Annotated in this window: 15 protein-coding genes; 1 reads left to right on the forward strand and 14 read right to left on the reverse strand. The window is 39.5% G+C overall.

What is annotated here, in order from left to right; all coding sequences use genetic code 11:
• Positions 1 to 144: 144 nt before the first annotated feature.
• The gene (locus tag PH210_RS08120) at positions 145 to 1,356 is read right to left on the reverse strand and encodes an acyl-CoA dehydrogenase family protein (protein WP_289984505.1); all 1,212 of its coding nucleotides are present in this window, start codon (positions 1,354 to 1,356) and stop codon (positions 145 to 147) included.
• Positions 1,357 to 1,383: 27 nt separating this feature from the next.
• Positions 1,384 to 2,571: a CaiB/BaiF CoA transferase family protein gene (locus PH210_RS08125; RefSeq protein ID WP_289984506.1), complete on the reverse strand. Its 1,188-nt coding sequence runs from the start codon at positions 2,569 to 2,571 to the stop codon at positions 1,384 to 1,386.
• Between the two features lie 385 nt (positions 2,572 to 2,956).
• Between PH210_RS08125 and PH210_RS08130 the strand changes: the two genes are divergently transcribed.
• On the forward strand, positions 2,957 to 3,319 hold the full coding sequence (locus tag PH210_RS08130; RefSeq protein WP_289984508.1) for a hypothetical protein: 363 nt from the start codon (positions 2,957 to 2,959) through the stop codon (positions 3,317 to 3,319).
• Positions 3,320 to 3,532: 213 nt separating this feature from the next.
• Here PH210_RS08130 and PH210_RS08135 read toward each other — a convergent pair whose 3' ends face one another.
• The 12 genes from PH210_RS08135 to PH210_RS08190 all read right to left on the reverse strand — a co-directional run bounded on the left by PH210_RS08135 (position 3,533) and on the right by PH210_RS08190 (position 17,120).
• Positions 3,533 to 4,516 (reverse strand): MBL fold metallo-hydrolase, encoded by a 984-nt coding sequence (locus PH210_RS08135; RefSeq protein ID WP_289984510.1) that lies wholly within the window; start codon positions 4,514 to 4,516, stop codon positions 3,533 to 3,535.
• Between the two features lie 144 nt (positions 4,517 to 4,660).
• Positions 4,661 to 5,113, reverse strand: a complete 453-nt coding sequence (locus PH210_RS08140) for a MaoC/PaaZ C-terminal domain-containing protein (protein WP_289984511.1) — start codon at positions 5,111 to 5,113, stop codon at positions 4,661 to 4,663.
• Positions 5,114 to 5,148: 35 nt separating this feature from the next.
• Positions 5,149 to 6,147: an NAD(P)H-dependent flavin oxidoreductase gene (locus tag PH210_RS08145; protein ID WP_289984513.1), complete on the reverse strand. Its 999-nt coding sequence runs from the start codon at positions 6,145 to 6,147 to the stop codon at positions 5,149 to 5,151.
• Between the two features lie 164 nt (positions 6,148 to 6,311).
• Positions 6,312 to 8,006: an AMP-binding protein gene (locus tag PH210_RS08150; protein WP_289984514.1), complete on the reverse strand. Its 1,695-nt coding sequence runs from the start codon at positions 8,004 to 8,006 to the stop codon at positions 6,312 to 6,314.
• 89 nt (positions 8,007 to 8,095) lie between these two features.
• Entirely contained in the window at positions 8,096 to 9,679 is a 1,584-nt protein-coding gene (locus PH210_RS08155; protein WP_289984515.1) for a class I adenylate-forming enzyme family protein, read from the reverse strand.
• 174 nt (positions 9,680 to 9,853) lie between these two features.
• Complete coding sequence (locus tag PH210_RS08160; protein WP_289984517.1) at positions 9,854 to 11,041, reverse strand: thiolase C-terminal domain-containing protein; 1,188 nt, start codon at positions 11,039 to 11,041, stop codon at positions 9,854 to 9,856.
• Entirely contained in the window at positions 11,034 to 11,447 is a 414-nt protein-coding gene (locus tag PH210_RS08165) for a Zn-ribbon domain-containing OB-fold protein (protein WP_289984518.1), read from the reverse strand. Before PH210_RS08165 ends, PH210_RS08160 begins: the two co-directional genes overlap by 8 nt.
• Before the next feature lie 23 nt (positions 11,448 to 11,470).
• Positions 11,471 to 12,628 carry an acyl-CoA dehydrogenase family protein gene (locus tag PH210_RS08170; protein WP_289984519.1) on the reverse strand — a complete coding sequence of 386 codons (1,158 nt, stop codon included), beginning with the start codon at positions 12,626 to 12,628 and terminating at the stop codon, positions 11,471 to 11,473.
• A 17-nt stretch (positions 12,629 to 12,645) separates the two neighbouring features.
• Positions 12,646 to 14,196: a class I adenylate-forming enzyme family protein gene (locus PH210_RS08175; protein WP_289984520.1), complete on the reverse strand. Its 1,551-nt coding sequence runs from the start codon at positions 14,194 to 14,196 to the stop codon at positions 12,646 to 12,648.
• 88 nt (positions 14,197 to 14,284) lie between these two features.
• Positions 14,285 to 15,070, reverse strand: coding sequence for an enoyl-CoA hydratase/isomerase family protein (locus PH210_RS08180; RefSeq protein ID WP_289984521.1), 786 nt, complete (start codon positions 15,068 to 15,070; stop codon positions 14,285 to 14,287).
• A 54-nt stretch (positions 15,071 to 15,124) separates the two neighbouring features.
• Positions 15,125 to 15,925, reverse strand: a complete 801-nt coding sequence (locus tag PH210_RS08185; protein WP_289984522.1) for an SDR family NAD(P)-dependent oxidoreductase — start codon at positions 15,923 to 15,925, stop codon at positions 15,125 to 15,127.
• A 31-nt stretch (positions 15,926 to 15,956) separates the two neighbouring features.
• Positions 15,957 to 17,120, reverse strand: a complete 1,164-nt coding sequence (locus PH210_RS08190; RefSeq protein ID WP_289984523.1) for a CaiB/BaiF CoA transferase family protein — start codon at positions 17,118 to 17,120, stop codon at positions 15,957 to 15,959.
• Between the last annotated feature and the right edge of the window lie 19 nt (positions 17,121 to 17,139).

Here is a 17,139-nt window from a genome sequence, read left to right on the forward strand (position 1 = left end):
AGGTGCATTTTCCTATAGAAATTTTTCAAAATAATTTCGGCACAAATCGCTTTACACCAATAAAAAAAGAGTGTCAATTTCATATGCAAATTGGCACTCATTTCAGCTTACATTTTTAATGTTTTGATAAGGAGCCCTTTTTCCTTAACCGTTTTTAACCGTTTCTGTTTCAAATGGCCAGGCTGGCAGCGCATGGTTTAATACTTTGTCTTCACGGTAGCCAAGAACATATTCTGCCTGCATAATGGTATGAATTTCCCTCGTTCCTTCATAAATAACAGGTGCTTTTGAGTTTCTAAGGAAACGTTCAACGGGGTATTCACTTGAAAATCCATACGCGCCATGAATTTGAACGGCATCATCAGCCGCCTTATTGGCAAAATCACATGCCTGCCATTTGGCAAGGGAGGTTTCTCTCGTATTCCGCTTCCCTTTGTTTTTAAGCTCGCCTGCCCTATAAACCAAAAGTCGGCTCATTTGATATCCAGCCTCCATGTTGGCAATCATTTGCTGAACAAGCTGGTGTTTTCCAATTTCTTTCCCGAATGTTTTTCGTTCATGACAGTAGTTAACACTTTCCTCAATGCAAGCCATAATCTGGCCAACAGCCCCTGCAGCAACAGTGAAGCGTCCATTATCTAGTGCGGCCATTGCAATTTTAAAGCCTTCCCCCTCCTGCCCTAATAAATTTTCCTTTGGAACCCTAACCTGATCAAAGAACAATTCACCTGTATTGCCAGAACGGATTCCCAGCTTCCCTTTTATGGCTTTGGATGAAAAACCGGGCATGGTACGTTCCACGATAAAAGCGGAAATGCCGTGATGTTTTTTCTCCTTATCCGTATAAGCAAATACGATGAAATGATCCGCAATGTCACATAAAGAGATCCATGTTTTGGAACCATTTAGAATGTAATCATTACCGTCTCTTTTGGCCGTGGTCGCGAGAGATGCCACGTCTGAACCAGCTCCCGGTTCTGTTAAACCAAAGGCCCCGATTTTTTCACCTCTAGCTTGCGGCACAAGATATTTTTGTTTTTGTTCCTCTGTACCCCATTGCAATAGGGTTAAGCTATTTAAACCGATATGAACGGAAACTGCCGTACGAAAAGCGGTGTCGCCTCTTTCAAGCTCTTCACAAACAATCGCAAGTGAATTATAATCCATCCCGCTGCCGCCATATTGTTCAGGGATACATACCCCCATCAAATCTAAGTCTCTTAACCGTTTCCAGATGACAGGATCAAATTTCCCTTGTTCATCCCATTCCTTCATATTTGGGATAATTTCCTTATCTACAAAACTTCTTACCATTTTTCTTAACATCTCTTGTTCTTCTGTGAATTCAAAATTCATGACCTAATACCTCCTGGAATTTTAGTTTTAAATGATTTTGTTGTCTTTTAATCGGGATATTTCTTCTTCGGAAAAACCGGCTTGTTGAAGGATCTCACTGTTATGTTCCCCCGCAACAGGAGGGTGTCGTTCAATTTTCACCTTCGTCCTAGATAGTTTGATAGGTGATCCGACAAGGTTTACGGTCCCTGCTTCTGGGTGATCCACGCCAACAACCATTTCCCGGGCGAGTATCTGTGGGTTTTCGAACACTTGATTCATAGAATGAATGGGACCGCACGGGATGTTCCTTTCCGAGAATTGCTCCAGCCACTCATTTACTGTTTTAGCGTGAAGCAAATTTTCTAATATTCTCGTAAGTTCAGCCCTATTTTTAACTCTTGCTTCATTGGTACTAAATTTCTCATCCTCGGCTAGCTCTTTTTTTCCCACCACTTCACATAAGGTAGTAAACTGGCGGTTATTTCCGACGGCGATAATCATTTCACCATCTAGTGCTTTAAAAATCGAATAAGGAACGATATTCGGGTGGTCATTTCCCAATCTTTGCGGCACTTTTCCAGAAATCAGATAATTACTGGCGACATTTGCCAGCGAGCTGACGGCAGTATCCATAAGTGCCATGTCTATTTTTTGACCTTGACCGGACTTTTCCCTTTCATATAGTGCCGCTTCTATCGAAATGGCAGAATATAAACCTGTCAAAATATCGACCATTGCGACGCCAATTTTTATAGGCCCGCTCTCTTCACTACCGGTTATACTCATAAGTCCGCTCATTCCCTGAATGATATAGTCATAACCGGGTAAATGACGGAAAGGCCCTGTTTCCCCGAATCCAGTAATGGAGCAATACACTAACCGTGGATTTATTTTTTGCAACGAATCATAGTCTATCAGCCATTTTTCCATAGAACCTGTTTTAAAATTGTGGATTAGAACATCAGCATCCTTTGCCAATGTCCGAATAATTTCTCTTCCCTCTTCCGTTTTCAGATTGACAGTGAGGCTTCGCTTATTTCGATTGGCACAGAGATAATAGGCACTTACACCATTTTGAAATGGTGGCCCCCAGCTCCGCGTTTCATCGCTGCCGCCCGGGCCTTCTACTTTAATAACATCTGCCCCAAGGTCTGCCAAAATCATTGTGCAATAAGGTCCAGCTAGCACCCTTGTTAAATCTAATACTCTAACCCCTTTTAACGCTCCTCCCATACTGCCACCTCCTCGTTTCCTTTTAAAAACATAAAAAAGCCAGCCCAAATACACACGAATGTGGTATGGACTGGCTTTACGATCCATTGTAACCAACCTGCTACGGTTGGGAGTGGAAACTGATCAGTCAAATATTTAGATGTTTAAAAGGTTATGCTTCACTGCCCTCAGCTGTTTTTAGCGGATAGGATGAAGCTTATTTTTATCTTACATGAATATTCTGAATAGTTCAAGTTTTTTTATTCCTCTGATTGAACATTCATATTATACTTTTTCAACTTCCTTATAATCGTCGTTTGATTGACCTCAAGAGCATGTGCGGTTTTTTTCTCCAGGTTGCAAAGCATAGTAAAACATAAGAATTTCAGAACAGATGAGTCGAATAATGGGATATGATTTGATTTTCTTATCTACCTCATTAGAAAAAGAAAAAAGAACCGGCAGAGGACTTTTCTTAACCGACCGCACAATGGAGGGCAAAAATGTAACTAATGAAAATAGAAGTAAAATTTCCAGTAAGAAAAATCCACCTTCAACAGCAATACCAAACCATGTTAGCGCTTTAAATGGAGATAAATATTCCATTGGGATAATGAACGTCACAAATATAAGACCGCCAGATATCCCTAAAATCAGGTTTTTCGAGTTAAATTTTCGTTTCCATGACAATAATAAAATCGGAGAAATCAATGCTAAATCCAACATAGACGCAATAATTAATAAATTTGGATTATTAGGTAATAATTGAATGCCCCATATTGTTTGGTATAAAGAAAAATTTTTATTTCTTCCTTTGCTTTCACCCTTGTTCATTCTGTTCAAATTTTTGAAAATTATTTTTGTTTTTTGTGATAATATTATTCTTTTTTACATCATGTTTAGGTCTCATTCTTTCCTGTTAGTTTGTTTTAAATAAATAAAACCAGCATCAAGAACATGACACCGGTAATTCATAAAACGCCTAGTGGTAAAACCCGTTTCGGTAAAAGTATAAGCCTTCTTTTTTTATATCTCCTTTATTTAACAAATGTTTTATGATCGTATCTGCGCCTGCGAAATCTAGTCCGAACCTTTCAATCGATGCATTTTTACTTCCAATATAGGAAATATATAAATCCATTGCTGTTTTCGGTGAATCTGAGAGTGCGTTTAATAAACGTTCTTCCTGTCTTGAAATGAGCGATGAGACCCTGCCTAAACCACTTTCAAAAGAAAATGGATACCCGTGAGATGGATAGACTTTCTCAATAGTTAAATCCTCTACCCGCTTTATACTTTGAATAAAGGCCTCTACTTGATCGCCCATGACATGAGCCAAAGCTGGTCCGCGATGTAACATAAAATCACCAGAAAAAAAGAGCTTCTCTTGTTTTAATAGTAAACTCATGTGGTGCATGCTATGTCCTGGTGTATAAATAACTTGAAGTTCTCTTTTCCCAAGAGAAATAGTCTCACCATCGATAACCTCCTTAGTAATTTCAAGCGTGCCTCCTACTGGAAAAAAAGAATGCAGCCAATCGATACTTAGTTTACTTAAAAGGATTCCCTGTAATTCTGGATATTCAGAGGCAAATTTGTCTAACAGCCCTCTCCATCGCTTCATATAGTGGTCATATGTCCGCATTTCAGTCTGGGTACCTTTGAAAGCGTATATTTCTGGCAGAGTGGGTAAAAAGGCAACTCCGCCAAGATGATCAATATGCGGGTGTGTTAAGAGAAGTAAATTTATATCGGTCCATTGATAACCAATTCTCCGTAAAGCTTTCAAAAGGATATCCATGCAAAAGGGATCTGGAGGACCACTATCGATTAAAGTAATTTTTTCATCTTCAATTAAAAATACGTTCGCTGATTGTGTTTTCAAATGAGGCAGCTCTATTTGCCATATCCCATCCGCTAATTTTGTTATAAAATCTCCTATGGGCTTCGTCCTATAATCATTCATTATTACACCTCTTGGCAGGCAAATCATTTACGTTCGATAAGAGAAAAGCATGAGTAAGGATATACATATGGTCCGTTCATTATTGCCATTCTTATATTAATAAAAAAACACCACTCACTCTGTAATCTGATCCGTTACATCAGTTTAGTGGGGTAATAAATTAGTAGTTTTCTTTACTAGTCCCGTTATTTCTGCTTTTAAAATTAAATCCTTATTTTGGTTAAATGTTTGTAATAACACTGTAAAAAATCCTCTGTCTATTTGTTTGGGATGATCTTTTTTCTCAATGATTTTAGCTTGAACAGTTAATTGATCACCTGGAAAAACCGGCTTTAAGAACTTTACATTATTCATGGAAACACCACCGATTACATCATCACCAATGAGATTCTTTTCAATCCATAATCTCCACGTAATACTTAAGGTATGAAGACCTGATGATATAATTCCGCCAAAGATACTTTTTCCTGCTTTTTCTTCGTCAATGTGCATATACTGTGGATCAAATTCGGATGCAAAAGAATTTATTTTCTCTTTTGTAACATGATATACGTCCGTAATTATCGTACTATTAAGTGGGATTTCTTCAAATTTCATCTGTAATACCCTTCTTTCATTTTCGAATCAAAATGTCAATTTTGTAAGCTGCCATACCCTACATGAAACGGCCTTAAGATTTTTTTCGATTTATTCGCAATCTCTAGGACAACATCCGTTGCACTTATGATTCCATCTATTAAACTGGAAACTTGACCAAGAGCTGCGTATCCATTTTCAAAATCTCCATCTATTGCAGCATTTTTATTCTTTACACCCTTGATAAAGGGCAGGATTTCTTCTGTATCTGCATTATTTTTTTCAAGGTTTCTTACCATTACCGCATAATCGTTTTTATAAACTCTTAGTGGGCCTTTTATATCTCTTATTAATACTGTTGTCGAGTCTTCCCCAGAATTAACAATTAATTCTTTATAATGGTTGTGGGCTTCACACTCCGTTGTGGCTACAAAACGCGTTCCCATTTGTACTCCGTCCGCACCGAGGATGATCGAAGCAATTAGACCTTTTTCATCAGAAATTCCGCCAGCAGCAACCACAGGGACTGAAACCGCGCGTCTAACTTGTGGAATAAGTGTAAAAGTTGTAAGTTCCGCTTTCCCATTATGTCCACCTGCTTCATACCCTTCACAAATAATAATATCAGCACCGAGACGCTCTGCTTTAGACGCCTGGTTAGGTGAAGATATCACAACCATAGTAATGAATCCCATATCTTTTATTGTCTTAATATAAGGTGCAGGATTTCCTCCGCCAAAACTTACAGCTCTAATGTCGGACCGGTGCCTTTTTAGGATTTCAAAGAACGGGGTAAAATCAGTATGAGCACTGATAGGGATATTCACACCAAATGGATTCTTTGTTTTGCTTCTGGCGATTATGATTTCTCTTTCAAAATTTTCAAGAGTTCTTCCTGCAGAACCTACTTGTCCGAAGCCCCCGCCTTCTGAAACCGCTGCCGCCAAAGAGCCATTCCCCACATATGCCAATCCGCCTTGGATGATAGGTGTCTCAATTCCTAATAACTGGCAAACCCTGTTTTGTGATGGATTTAATACATTATATATGTCCATTAATAATAAGGCTCCTCTCAAATAGTTTACTTAGAGAACCATATTCTCGTAACAGAGTACAACCGATTGCAGCTAAACGGATGTACTCTATTCCTTTTGGCATCCATTCATCTGACATTTATATGAAAAAAGTTTTCCTTGAGTATATGATAGACGGATGAATATTATTGTTGTATAGGCACTAATCCTTCGCGAGTTATTTTGTAACCGGCTTTTTGGATGTCCCAGGTTTTATTCGTCACATTACCAAGTTTATATTTTTCAATTTTCCCCAGAGCCGTCAGAGGCATTTCATCCAGAATATCTATAAATCTAGGTGTCATAAAATATGGCATCCGTTCAAAACACCATTGGATAAATTCAACAAGATTGATAGGCTGTTTAGATTTCAAGGTGAGGCATACCTTCACTTCATCTTCCCCATGTTCTGCTGCAACAGGGACGGCCGCACAATGCACGACTTGTTCATGCTTAGAAATGATGTTTTCCACTTCCGCTGATGAAATATTTTCGCCCCGCCTTCTGATGGAATCCTTTTTACGATCCGTGAAAAACAGATAGTCCTCCTCATCTAAATATCCCAAATCACCCGTGTGGTACCATGCATTTCTTAAGCTGTCCAGTGTACTTTCAGGCTTATTCCAGTAACCTTTCAAGATTATTCCAGGAATCTTCGGCCTAACGACGATTTCACCTGTTTCCCCTCGAGGAAGAATATTATCATGATGATCTACAATTTTAAGCTCAAAGTAATCATTGGCACAGCCCGAAGAACCTCTTGATGCAGCATTGTCCCTAAGATCGGGTTTTGTTATATAGGTCATTTCGGTTCCTCCAAAGGGGACCGTCACTCTTGTGTTAAACCGTTTCTCGAAAGCGGCATAAACATTTGGCAAAGCAGGAACAGCCCAAACAACCTCCAAAGGATTATCCCCATCATCTTCGGACTCTTTCTCGGCGAGTATCAGCGAAGGAGTCCCGCCTACCGCTACCGTTTGAGTACATTTGTTATTTCGAATATCCTTCCAAAAATTCGACACACTGAATCTCTCTCTTAACACAATTTTCGCCTCTGAAATAAGGGCACCTCCAACGAGTTGCCGTCCAGAGACATGGAAAAATGGTAAAAAATGGTAAATAATGTCTTCCTTTTTTAAGCCAATGCTTTCAGCGTAAGTTAGACCGTAAAAGAAAAGCATATGGTGACTAATCATGACACCTTTAGACGGTCCAGTTGTCCCTGAAGTATAAATCATAGTACTTACTTCATTGAAGGCTGGATGCTGTTCTTGATAAGAGACTTTTACAAATTCTTTGTCTTGGAGTTGAGTATCAAAATAAAAATCAAAATTAAATCGGTTTGTTAACCGCTCTTTTTCCTGACATTCTTCATCTACTATTACAATCCGTTCAAGACTTGATAGATCGCTTGCAATCTCCTCCAGTCGAGAAAAGTATTTAGAATGAATGATAAGTGTTTTTGCTTTAGAATCATTTAAAACGTATTGAAGTATCTCTCCTCTATAAGCTTCATTAATACAAATTTCCACTGTCCCACACTTGGATAAGGCAAACCAATAAGCAATACTATCCGGACTTGTCGGAAGCATCCAGCATACCGTTTCATTCGGACGAACCCCAATCGACCATAACCCATTGGCAAGCTGATTGGCTGCACTATTTACATCAGCATACGTATATATCTTACCTTCTACCGTACGAAGCAATTCCTGATCCGGAGAATCAATAGCCTTACGTTCAAGAATCTTGAATAAAATTCGTTCAGATTGAGGAATCTGTTCCAATATATTTCTTTCTATTATCCTTCTCTTCTTGGATTCTCCCTTTATATTTACCATTGTTTATCCCCCCAATATATTTCACATCCTGCAATGATATTGTTTCATCACTGAATAGATTCTAAAAAATATGCAAGGCTGAACAAAACTTAATTCACCTTTCGTCCTATTTCCTTCCAATATTTATCTTTTACTTTTCTTCTTAAGATTTTCCCTACGGTGCTTAAAGGCAGTTCGCTCACAAAATGAATAGACTTTGGAACCTTATATTTTCCAATTTTATCTTTCGTAAAGGTAATTAATTCTTGCTCACTGATTTGCATGGAATTCTTTAGAATAACTTCAGCATGGACTGATTCTCCCCATTTTTCATGAGGAATGCCGACGACTACAGATTGTTGTACCGCAGGATGTGAATTTAAAGCGTTTTCAACCTCAATAGCATAGACATTAAAGCCACCAGTAATAATCATGTCCTTCTTTCTATCAACAAGGAATAGATATCCCTTTTCATCCATATACGCGATGTCACCTGATTTCCAAAAACCATCGTGGGTAAAGTTTGCATTCGTCTCTTCTTCATTTTTATAATACCCTTTAGCGACACAACCGCCGCGAATCCATATTTCGCCTGGCTCACCGGTTTTTACTTCCGTGCCATGGTCATCAACTATTTTAATTTCGACGCCTGGTAATATCTTTCCAGTTGAAGATAATCTTTTACGATCTTCTTCATTTTTTACGACGTGGTCAGATTTTCCGAGCATAACTACATTTGGCCAGGCTTCCGTTGCGCCGTATGATTGAACGAAGATATGGCCGAATTTATCTTGCAGATTTTCCAATTTTGCCGGGCTCATCGGAGAAGCACCATAAAAGACAGTATTTAAACTGCTGAGGTCATACTTTTCTTCAAGCCCAAGATCTACTAATTTATAAAGGATGGTTGGAACGACGAATGTTGAATTGATTTGATAATTTTGAATGGCCTCACTGAAGTGTTCAAGATTGGGAGCATTGATTGTATAATGGGTACCACCTTTAAAGTGAATAGGTAATACGAATAGGGAACTGGCATGTGATAGAGGAGTAACATGCAAGTGTCTGATATTACTGTCAAATAAATTTTCTTCAAAACCATGCATATGCTGCACGCCAGCCATGAAATTCCGTAAAGAATAGGCTACACATTTTCCCTTACCGGTTGTTCCGCCAGTAAAACGATATAGAACAATATGCTCATTAATATCGTATTGTACCCCGATTTCTTCGTCGCTCGCCTGTTCAACTAATTCCCAAAAGTAATGAACACCTTCAAGGTTTAGCGAAGGCTTTTCCATGCAAACGATCTCAATTCCGCGTTTTCTAAATGCATGGTAGTAATTTTCCTTCTCTAAAATCTCTTTCTCGACGAATAATAGTTTCGGATTTACATAGTCGATTTGATACATATGCTCATCAAAGGAATCCCGATAATTAAACCATAAACCGGAAGGCATCGATTTCAACATCCAGAAATTAAATAGGCTATTATTATCATTTTCCAATAAATTCCCATAAGCATCCCCGGCTTTTAAACCAAAGTGGTCTTTCATCATATTACAAATCTTATTGGTCAATAAATGCAATTCCATGAAGGTATAGCTTCTGTTTTTTTCTATATTGACAAGCGCCTTTTTATCGGAGAATTGTTTTGCTGTTTGTAATAATAACCTGCCGAAATTTACTATCATAAAAAAACCCCCTCCAATTACCTAGTTTTCAATTTATCGTCAACTAAGAATTCAGATTTAAGAATATTAACGAGAAGGGAGAATCAATATGTCTGTCTATTGATTGAAACTCCCAGTTCCGACAGAATTGCCTTTGTTTCTTTACCCGTCGATTTAAAAAATTAACAATCCGTATTAGACCCTAGATAATATATGAATACAGGATGCTGCATTATCGCCTTCAACATATCCCCCATCATTTTGCGTCAGTCCAAAACGAGGCAATTTACCATTTATATCTACTACTTGCCTTTTTCCAGCCTCTCCTCGTAATTGCCAAACAACTTCCGCAATTTGTGCCAATCCGGTTGCACCAACTGGATGGCCTCTCGAGGCTAATCCCCCACTCGGATTAACAGGGATATCGCCGGTAATTTTTGTTCTTCCTTCACGGATTAATTTAATTGCTTCTCCTTCTTCACAAAAGCCTAATTCCTCATAAATTTTCAGTTCCGCTGGTGACATCGCGTCGTGAACTTCTGCAAGATTGATATCTTCTGGACCAACCCCGGCTTGTTCATAAGCCTTAAGTGCTGTTGAATATGTAGTACTGTCTTTTGGCTTTGACTCCAGCATTGAAGCATGTCCGCTGCTTAGTTCCGAAGCAACAACTCGTACAAAGGGCTTATTTTTCAATTTTCTCGCTATTCTTTCATTACAGATTATCGCTGCTGCGGCACCATCCCCCATAGGGGAAGCCATGTATAAAGTGATAGGATCGGCTATCATTTTTGAAGCCAGCACTTCTTCTTTTGTTAACGGCTTTTTAAATTGTGCATAAGGGTTAAGTGACCCGTTGTAGGAATTTTTCTCGGCTACTAAACCAAGATCGTCCTTGGTCCAGCCATATTTATCCATTTTCTTCCTGATGTTCATGGCGTAAACGGAGGTAAACTGCAATCCCATATTTCCGCACACGTCAATGTCTGTGGCTGTCGATAGCGCTTCAATGGATTTTGCTGTATCACCTACAAACATTTTTTCCACACCCACGGCCAGGACCACATCATGCATTCCGGAAATGACACTTAACCAAGCCATGCGAAAAGCAGTTGAAGCGGTGGCGCATGCATTTTCCACGTTAACAATCGGAATGCCTTTAAAGCCGGCATGGCGAAGGATCACCTGTCCACGAACGGATTCCTGGCCTACAAGCAGCCCTCCCAGGCAATTTCCAACAAAAGCCGCTTCAATTCGGTTTGCCTCAATTCCTGCATCTTCAATAGCATTCCAAATGGCTGTATTCGCCAAATCCTTAAGATGTTTATGTTCGAACTTACCGAATGGGTGCATCCCAACACCTAAAACTGCAACCTTATGCAATTGAACCCCCTCCTTCTGGCTGGTACATCCAGCCAATAACATCCTCTCCATTCTTATTCTTTCGAATAGGAGCAATTGTAAGACTGACTGGCTGATCAAGGGAAACGCTTTCCACATCGTCTGTATTTAATATACTAAAAACAAGCGGGCCTTCCTCCAGCTTCACCATGGCTTGAATATGCGGCACGGGGAAACCAGGAGGAGCAACATACAGGATGGAATAGGAACTGATTCTCCCTTTTTGGCCTATTTTCACTTCTTCCAATGTATTGTTTTTTAAACAATTGGGACAGGCCCCTTTTGGCGGGAAGTGGGTATCCCCGCACTCTTTACATGTACTTCCGATTAAATAGGGTTTTTCATTAGCATTAGCTGGTTTATAATAAAGCCTTCCGTTATTATCCATTTATTGACCTCCTTTCTAGATTCCTACCTAAATGCAGGCATTCCAATTGCATTACGTGCTATGATTAGCTTTTGTATTTCGCTCGTGCCATCGGGGATCGTTAACATGCGGGCATCCCTAAAGTATCGTTCTAACGGGAATTCCTTTGATAATCCATATCCGCCATGGATTTGAATCGCATGTGAAGTAATTTTCACACCCGCTTCCGTAGCATAGTATTTAGCCATTGACGTTTGCGTATCACAGCGGACTCCCTTCCCGATCAAATAGAGGCCTCTATAAGCCAGCAATCTTGCTGCATCCAATTCAGTTAACATCTCGGCAAGCTTATCCTGAATCAACTGATGTTGACCGATTGGCTTACCCCACTGCTCCCTCTCTTTCACATATTGAATCGTTGCGTCCATAGAGGCTTGGGAAATTCCGGTGGAATACAGGGCAACAAAACAGCGGGCCCTCTCGAAAAGTTGCAGGGTTGACTTTAGGCCCTCACCTAATTCTCCAAGCAAATTTTCTTGCGGTACAGAAATATCGTCTAAGAAGAGTTCGGAAGTTGGCCAAGAATTTAGCCCTAATTTTTTTATATCTTTAGTGCTATAGGGGCTGAACGAACGTTCGACGATTAATCTGCTGACTGATTTTTTTCCAGCCTCTTTTTCGGTTCGGGCAAGAACAATCGCAAGATCGGATATACTGCCATTGGAAATCCAAATCTTCTGCCCATTCATTCGGTATGTGCCAGCTTCCAAGATGGCCCTCGTTTTTACTTCGGATGGATTGGAACCAACATCCGGTTCAGTTACAGCAACACAGCCTATATAGTCGCCTGATAGAAGCTTGGGGATAAAGCGTTGTATTTGTTCTTTATTTCCGTCTTGATAAAGCGTTAACGCAGTTTCCTGTGTTATAAAAACAATCCCCCCAAGACCAGGAAAGACACGAAACAACTCTTCATAGAGGATTCCTTGGGATATGGTATCCAAATTCATTCCCCCCATATCTTCAGGAAAAGAGCCGGCTACATAACCAAATGGGAGCAATTTTTTGATTAATTCATGAGCCAGCTCTTTTGGGATCAGCAGATCCGTATACTCTTCTGCATAGGGCTTTATTTCTTTCTCTAAAAATTTTCTGACTGTCTGCTTTAGCATTTGCTGCTCTTCCGTAAATTCTAAAATCATATATACACTCCCAATCCTTACGGGTTAATCTGCTGTATCTTAGTGCTCAAATCACGTAATTCCCTTTTTAGTATTTTCCCCGAAGGGTTTCTTGGAAGAGCGAGAATAAATTCAAGTTCTTTGATATTTTGATACTTTGCTAGTTTGCTGTTGCAAAATGTTATAATTTCTCCTTTATCCACCATGGAACCCTGTTTTAAAACAACATAGGCCTTTACAGATTCTCCCCACTTTTCGTCAGGAGCACCAATAACAGCCGCTTCCAAAACATCCGGGTGGGTATAGATTACCTCCTCAATATCCTTGGGATAGATATTCACTCCACCGCTGATGAGCATATCTTTTTTACGGTCGAGCAAATAGAAGAAACCGTCTTTATCCATCCGGCCCATATCACCAGTCCGATGAAATCCGTCTGGTGTTCTCACTTTATCCGTTTCCTCTTTATTTTTATAGTATTTCGTAAACATAGAAGGCCCTTTTGCTGCAAATTCTCCTTCCTCTCCTACTGCTACATCGTTTCCCTGTTCGTTAAGAAGGCGAATTTCCATAAATGCTGGGCTTTGACCGACACTGGCTGGCTTTCGTAATACATCTATAGGCCGTAAACTCGCTAAAGGGGTGATTTCTGATGTCCCGTAAAATTCTGTAAAGTTCTTACTGAACTTTTCTACTACTTGTTTTTTAGTCACTTCCGCCATAGGAGCTCCTGCTGATACAACTGATCGTAACGAGGAAAGGTCATATTGATGGAAAGATGGCAATTCAAGCATGAAGATGTATTGGGTTGGTACAAAAAAGGCATGGGTCACTTTGTAATCTTGAATCAATCTTAGTGTGTTTTCTGCATTAAAATCTCTTGTCATAATGATTTTGCATCCCAATAAGCTGATATAGAAAATGTATAAATGGCCCATTGAATGATAGATTGGAACAGTTATCAAAATTACATCCTTATAGTTAAGGTTCCATTCTATTGCAAACGAGTGATCTCTGAAGATTTCGTTCCCATGGGTAATAATAATTCCTTTAGGCAGGGAAGTCGTGCCAGATGAATAAATCATAGCTGCAACATCATCCGAATTCACTTCCACATTCGGAGATTCAATTGAACCCTTCGATAAAAAGATCTCATATGAAATGTATGGTGTCTCTATCAGACCGTTGCTTACTAAAATCGTTGTTTTTTTAGTAATTCTGTCTAAATAGGGGTAAACTTTTTCTAAAGCCGGCAATGTTTCTTCCTCAACAAAAAGATAGTGAGCATCAGAGTTATTGATCAAAGTTTGGAGACTCTCACCTTGAACCATATAGTTAATTGGAACTCCTACTGCTCCAGCGGCAGAAATCGCATAATAGATCTCAACCATTTCTAAGCGGTTCCTCATGTAAAGGGCGATATGATCACCTTTTTTTACACCAAGATCAATTAATGAGTTAGCCAGTGCGTTTACTCGTTCAAAAAGCTCCTTATATGTTCTGGACTTCTCGTAAAACACAATTGCTTCCTCATCCGGTTTATTTCTTGCATGTACAGCCAATCCGGAATGTAAATTTCCAATATTCACCCTAATTCCTCCATTTAAATTCCTTTATGCTTAGACTGCATGTAAGATCGAATAGGAACTGATTTTTCCTATTTGGTCACTTCCTGGTTCATTTTCCTTGAAATATTGGTTTTCGTTTTTGATTGAAAGCTGCAATCCCTTCTTTGGCATCATTGGAGTGATGCAAATTATTTGATAGCAGTTTTTCAATTTCCAATCCAGAATCAAGATCCGTATTTGTAGAAGATAATGCAAGATTTTTAATAGCTTTTTGCGCTAATGGGGCACCATTTAAAAAAGGTGCTGCAAACTCCTTGGCTTTGGAAAGCAATTCATCCGAGGAAACAACCTCGTGTAATAATCCCCAATCATAAAGGGTATTTATCTCGATTGGCTCCCCAGAAAGCAGCATATATTTTGCACGGGATAAACCAATTAGTCGTGGCAAGCGCTGTGTTCCTCCGCCAGCCGGCAAAACACCAATTTTTACTTCAGATAAGCAAATCCTAGCTTTTGTACTGGCTATCCGGAAATCACAAGAAAGTGCCAATTCACAGCCGCCGCCATAGGCAATTCCATCAATCGCTGCAATCACAGGCTTTGAATACCTTTCAATTTTATTAAACAATGTTTTTACCTTACCCAAAAATTCTTCAGTAGGATTTAATTTACCTAACTGCTGCATGGCTAAAAGCGATTTAAGATCGGCACCTGCACTAAATGCTCTCTCATTCCCGGTAATAATTAGTACACGAGGTTCGATTTCATCTTCCAATTTATTAAGAAGGTCGATGAACTCCTCGCACAAAGCATCATTCAAGGCATTTAATACATCAGGCCGATTCAAGCGGATAATACCGTATAAGCCTTCCTGTTCGTATGAAATCGTTTCCATAAAATCCGGTTCCCCCTCCTGTAGTTCCAATATTCTGAATCTATCAGCCAATATTTATTGGTTAAATGAGTAGCCTCCATTAACAGGATAAGTTTGCCCGGTAATCCAGCTAGACGCGTCAGATGATAAAAACAGGACAGCATTTGCAGCATCCTCAGGCTCACCAACACGTTTAATCGGATATTTTTTAAGGACTTTCTTAAGTATTTCCTCGTTATTTGTAAATTCAGCAACACCTGGAGTATTCATTGTGGATAGAGCTACACAATTTGCCGTAATATTATACCGGCTTACTTCTCTGGCAAGCCCCCTTGTGAAACCGGCAGTCCCGGCTTTTGCACCTGAGTAAACCACTAGTTTTGGTTCGCCTACACGACCGGCGTCAGATATAATGTTTACGATTTTACCATATTGGTTTTGGACCATACTTGGGAGGACTGCTCTCGAAGTATACATTGGACCGTAATAATTTACACCAATCCATTTCTCCCATTCCTCAGGTAAAGTTTCCAGAAACGTTTTTTGCATTCCCATAACATCTTGGACTGTTCCGCCTGCATTACCAGCGTTATTAACTAGAATATCAATCGTGCCAAATCTATCTAATGCTTTATCAACCATGTTTCTGACAGAGTCCCAATTCGATACATCTGCTTGAGCAGCAATTACTTCTGTATCTTTGTACTCTTCCGAGATTTGTCTAGCAGTTTCTTCTGCACGCTCACCATTAAAATCATTAATAATAATTCCCCTAGCATTATACTCTGCAAAATGTAATGCAATTTGTTTCCCTACTCCTTGACCGGCACCTGTAATGAGGGCTACTTTACCTGAAAGGTCTAAAATATTTCTCATGAATAAAACCTCCAATTCCTTTAGTTATGGCTTATTTTGATGGTTCTTCATAGCAAATCTTATTTATCAATAGATGTTCTATTTCATCCTCTGAATACCCAATAGAAGATAAAATTTCTCTCGAATTCTCGCCTAATTTGGGGGAATGTCTTTTCGGAAGGGTTTGATATCCCCTAAATTGCAGCGGCTGGCGGATATGGGTCCGTGAAGGATGGCCGCCTAATGGTGGGACTTCTACAAACATCTTTCTATGTTTTATTTGCGGATCATTAGGTACTTCATCCAAACTTAAGACAGATCCATAAGGGATCGAATTGCCGAAAATCTCCTCCCATTCTTTTTGAGTTTTAGTAGATATGGCTTGAGCTACGATTTCTTTCAACTCTGAAAATCTAGTCCGCCTTTCCTCGCCTTTAAGCATTGAAAACTGTTTAAGCCCAGCCTTATGGCAAAAATCTGCCCAAAACCAATCCTCATGTGCAATACTGAGACTTATTAATTTTCCATCTTGAGTTCGATAAATCTCAAATCCAGGTTCATCCGGCAGCCCTGGCTTTCCTAAATTATTAATCACAGCAAACAGATCAGTTGTCATCCAGGAAACTAAACCATCCGTCATGGAGATATCTACATAAGATCCTTTTCCTGCTTGATTTCTCAATAATAGGGCAGATAGGATGCCGATTACCGTAAACATACCAGAGGAAAGGTCACCTATCGTTAATTTGGAAAATAGTGAAGGAATCCCATTATCTGCTTGTTTATAAAGCATGCCGGAAATAGCTTGATAGGAAATATCATGAGCAGGGCGGCTTTTATATGGACCCTCTTGGCCAAATCCGGTAACGGAGGCATACACGATTTGCTCATTTACGGCAAAAACTTCCTCATATGAAATTCCTAGTTTTTTAGCTACCCCAGGTCTATATCCTTCAATGATGACATCTGCATTACGAGCAAGATCAAAAAATACTTTTTTCCCTTTTTCACATTTGAGATCCACCGCTAAAGAGCGTTTATTTCGATTAAGGCTCTCATAGAAAGCTTTAAATTGCCTTGATGGATCCCCGCCATTTGGGCGTTCAATATTGATGACATCTGCCCCAAGATCTGACAAAATCAGAGTCGCATATGGCCCTGGATATTGTTCAGCTAAATTCAATATCCTAAGGCCTTCCAATACTGTTTTAGACAAATTTCCCCTCCTCCTCTTA

This window comes from Paenibacillus sp. BSR1-1 (assembly GCF_030403775.1).
Classification (GTDB): Bacteria; Bacillota; Bacilli; order Bacillales; family Cytobacillaceae; genus Neobacillus.

Excerpts from the sequence above, each read along its gene's own strand:
- PH210_RS08120 (WP_289984505.1), bottom strand. The coding sequence starts at position 1,356 with ATGAATTTTGAATTCACAGAAGAACAAGAGATGTTAAGAAAAATGGTA.
- PH210_RS08125 (WP_289984506.1), bottom strand. The coding sequence starts at position 2,571 with ATGGGAGGAGCGTTAAAAGGGGTTAGAGTATTAGATTTAACAAGGGTG.
- PH210_RS08130 (WP_289984508.1), top strand. The coding sequence starts at position 2,957 with ATGGGATATGATTTGATTTTCTTATCTACCTCATTAGAAAAAGAAAAA.
- PH210_RS08135 (WP_289984510.1), bottom strand. The coding sequence starts at position 4,516 with ATGAATGATTATAGGACGAAGCCCATAGGAGATTTTATAACAAAATTA.
- PH210_RS08140 (WP_289984511.1), bottom strand. The coding sequence starts at position 5,113 with ATGAAATTTGAAGAAATCCCACTTAATAGTACGATAATTACGGACGTA.
- PH210_RS08145 (WP_289984513.1), bottom strand. The coding sequence starts at position 6,147 with ATGGACATATATAATGTATTAAATCCATCACAAAACAGGGTTTGCCAG.
- PH210_RS08150 (WP_289984514.1), bottom strand. The coding sequence starts at position 8,006 with ATGGTAAATATAAAGGGAGAATCCAAGAAGAGAAGGATAATAGAAAGA.
- PH210_RS08155 (WP_289984515.1), bottom strand. The coding sequence starts at position 9,679 with ATGATAGTAAATTTCGGCAGGTTATTATTACAAACAGCAAAACAATTC.
- PH210_RS08165 (WP_289984518.1), bottom strand. The coding sequence starts at position 11,447 with ATGGATAATAACGGAAGGCTTTATTATAAACCAGCTAATGCTAATGAA.
- PH210_RS08170 (WP_289984519.1), bottom strand. The coding sequence starts at position 12,628 with ATGATTTTAGAATTTACGGAAGAGCAGCAAATGCTAAAGCAGACAGTC.
- PH210_RS08180 (WP_289984521.1), bottom strand. The coding sequence starts at position 15,070 with ATGGAAACGATTTCATACGAACAGGAAGGCTTATACGGTATTATCCGC.
- PH210_RS08185 (WP_289984522.1), bottom strand. The coding sequence starts at position 15,925 with ATGAGAAATATTTTAGACCTTTCAGGTAAAGTAGCCCTCATTACAGGT.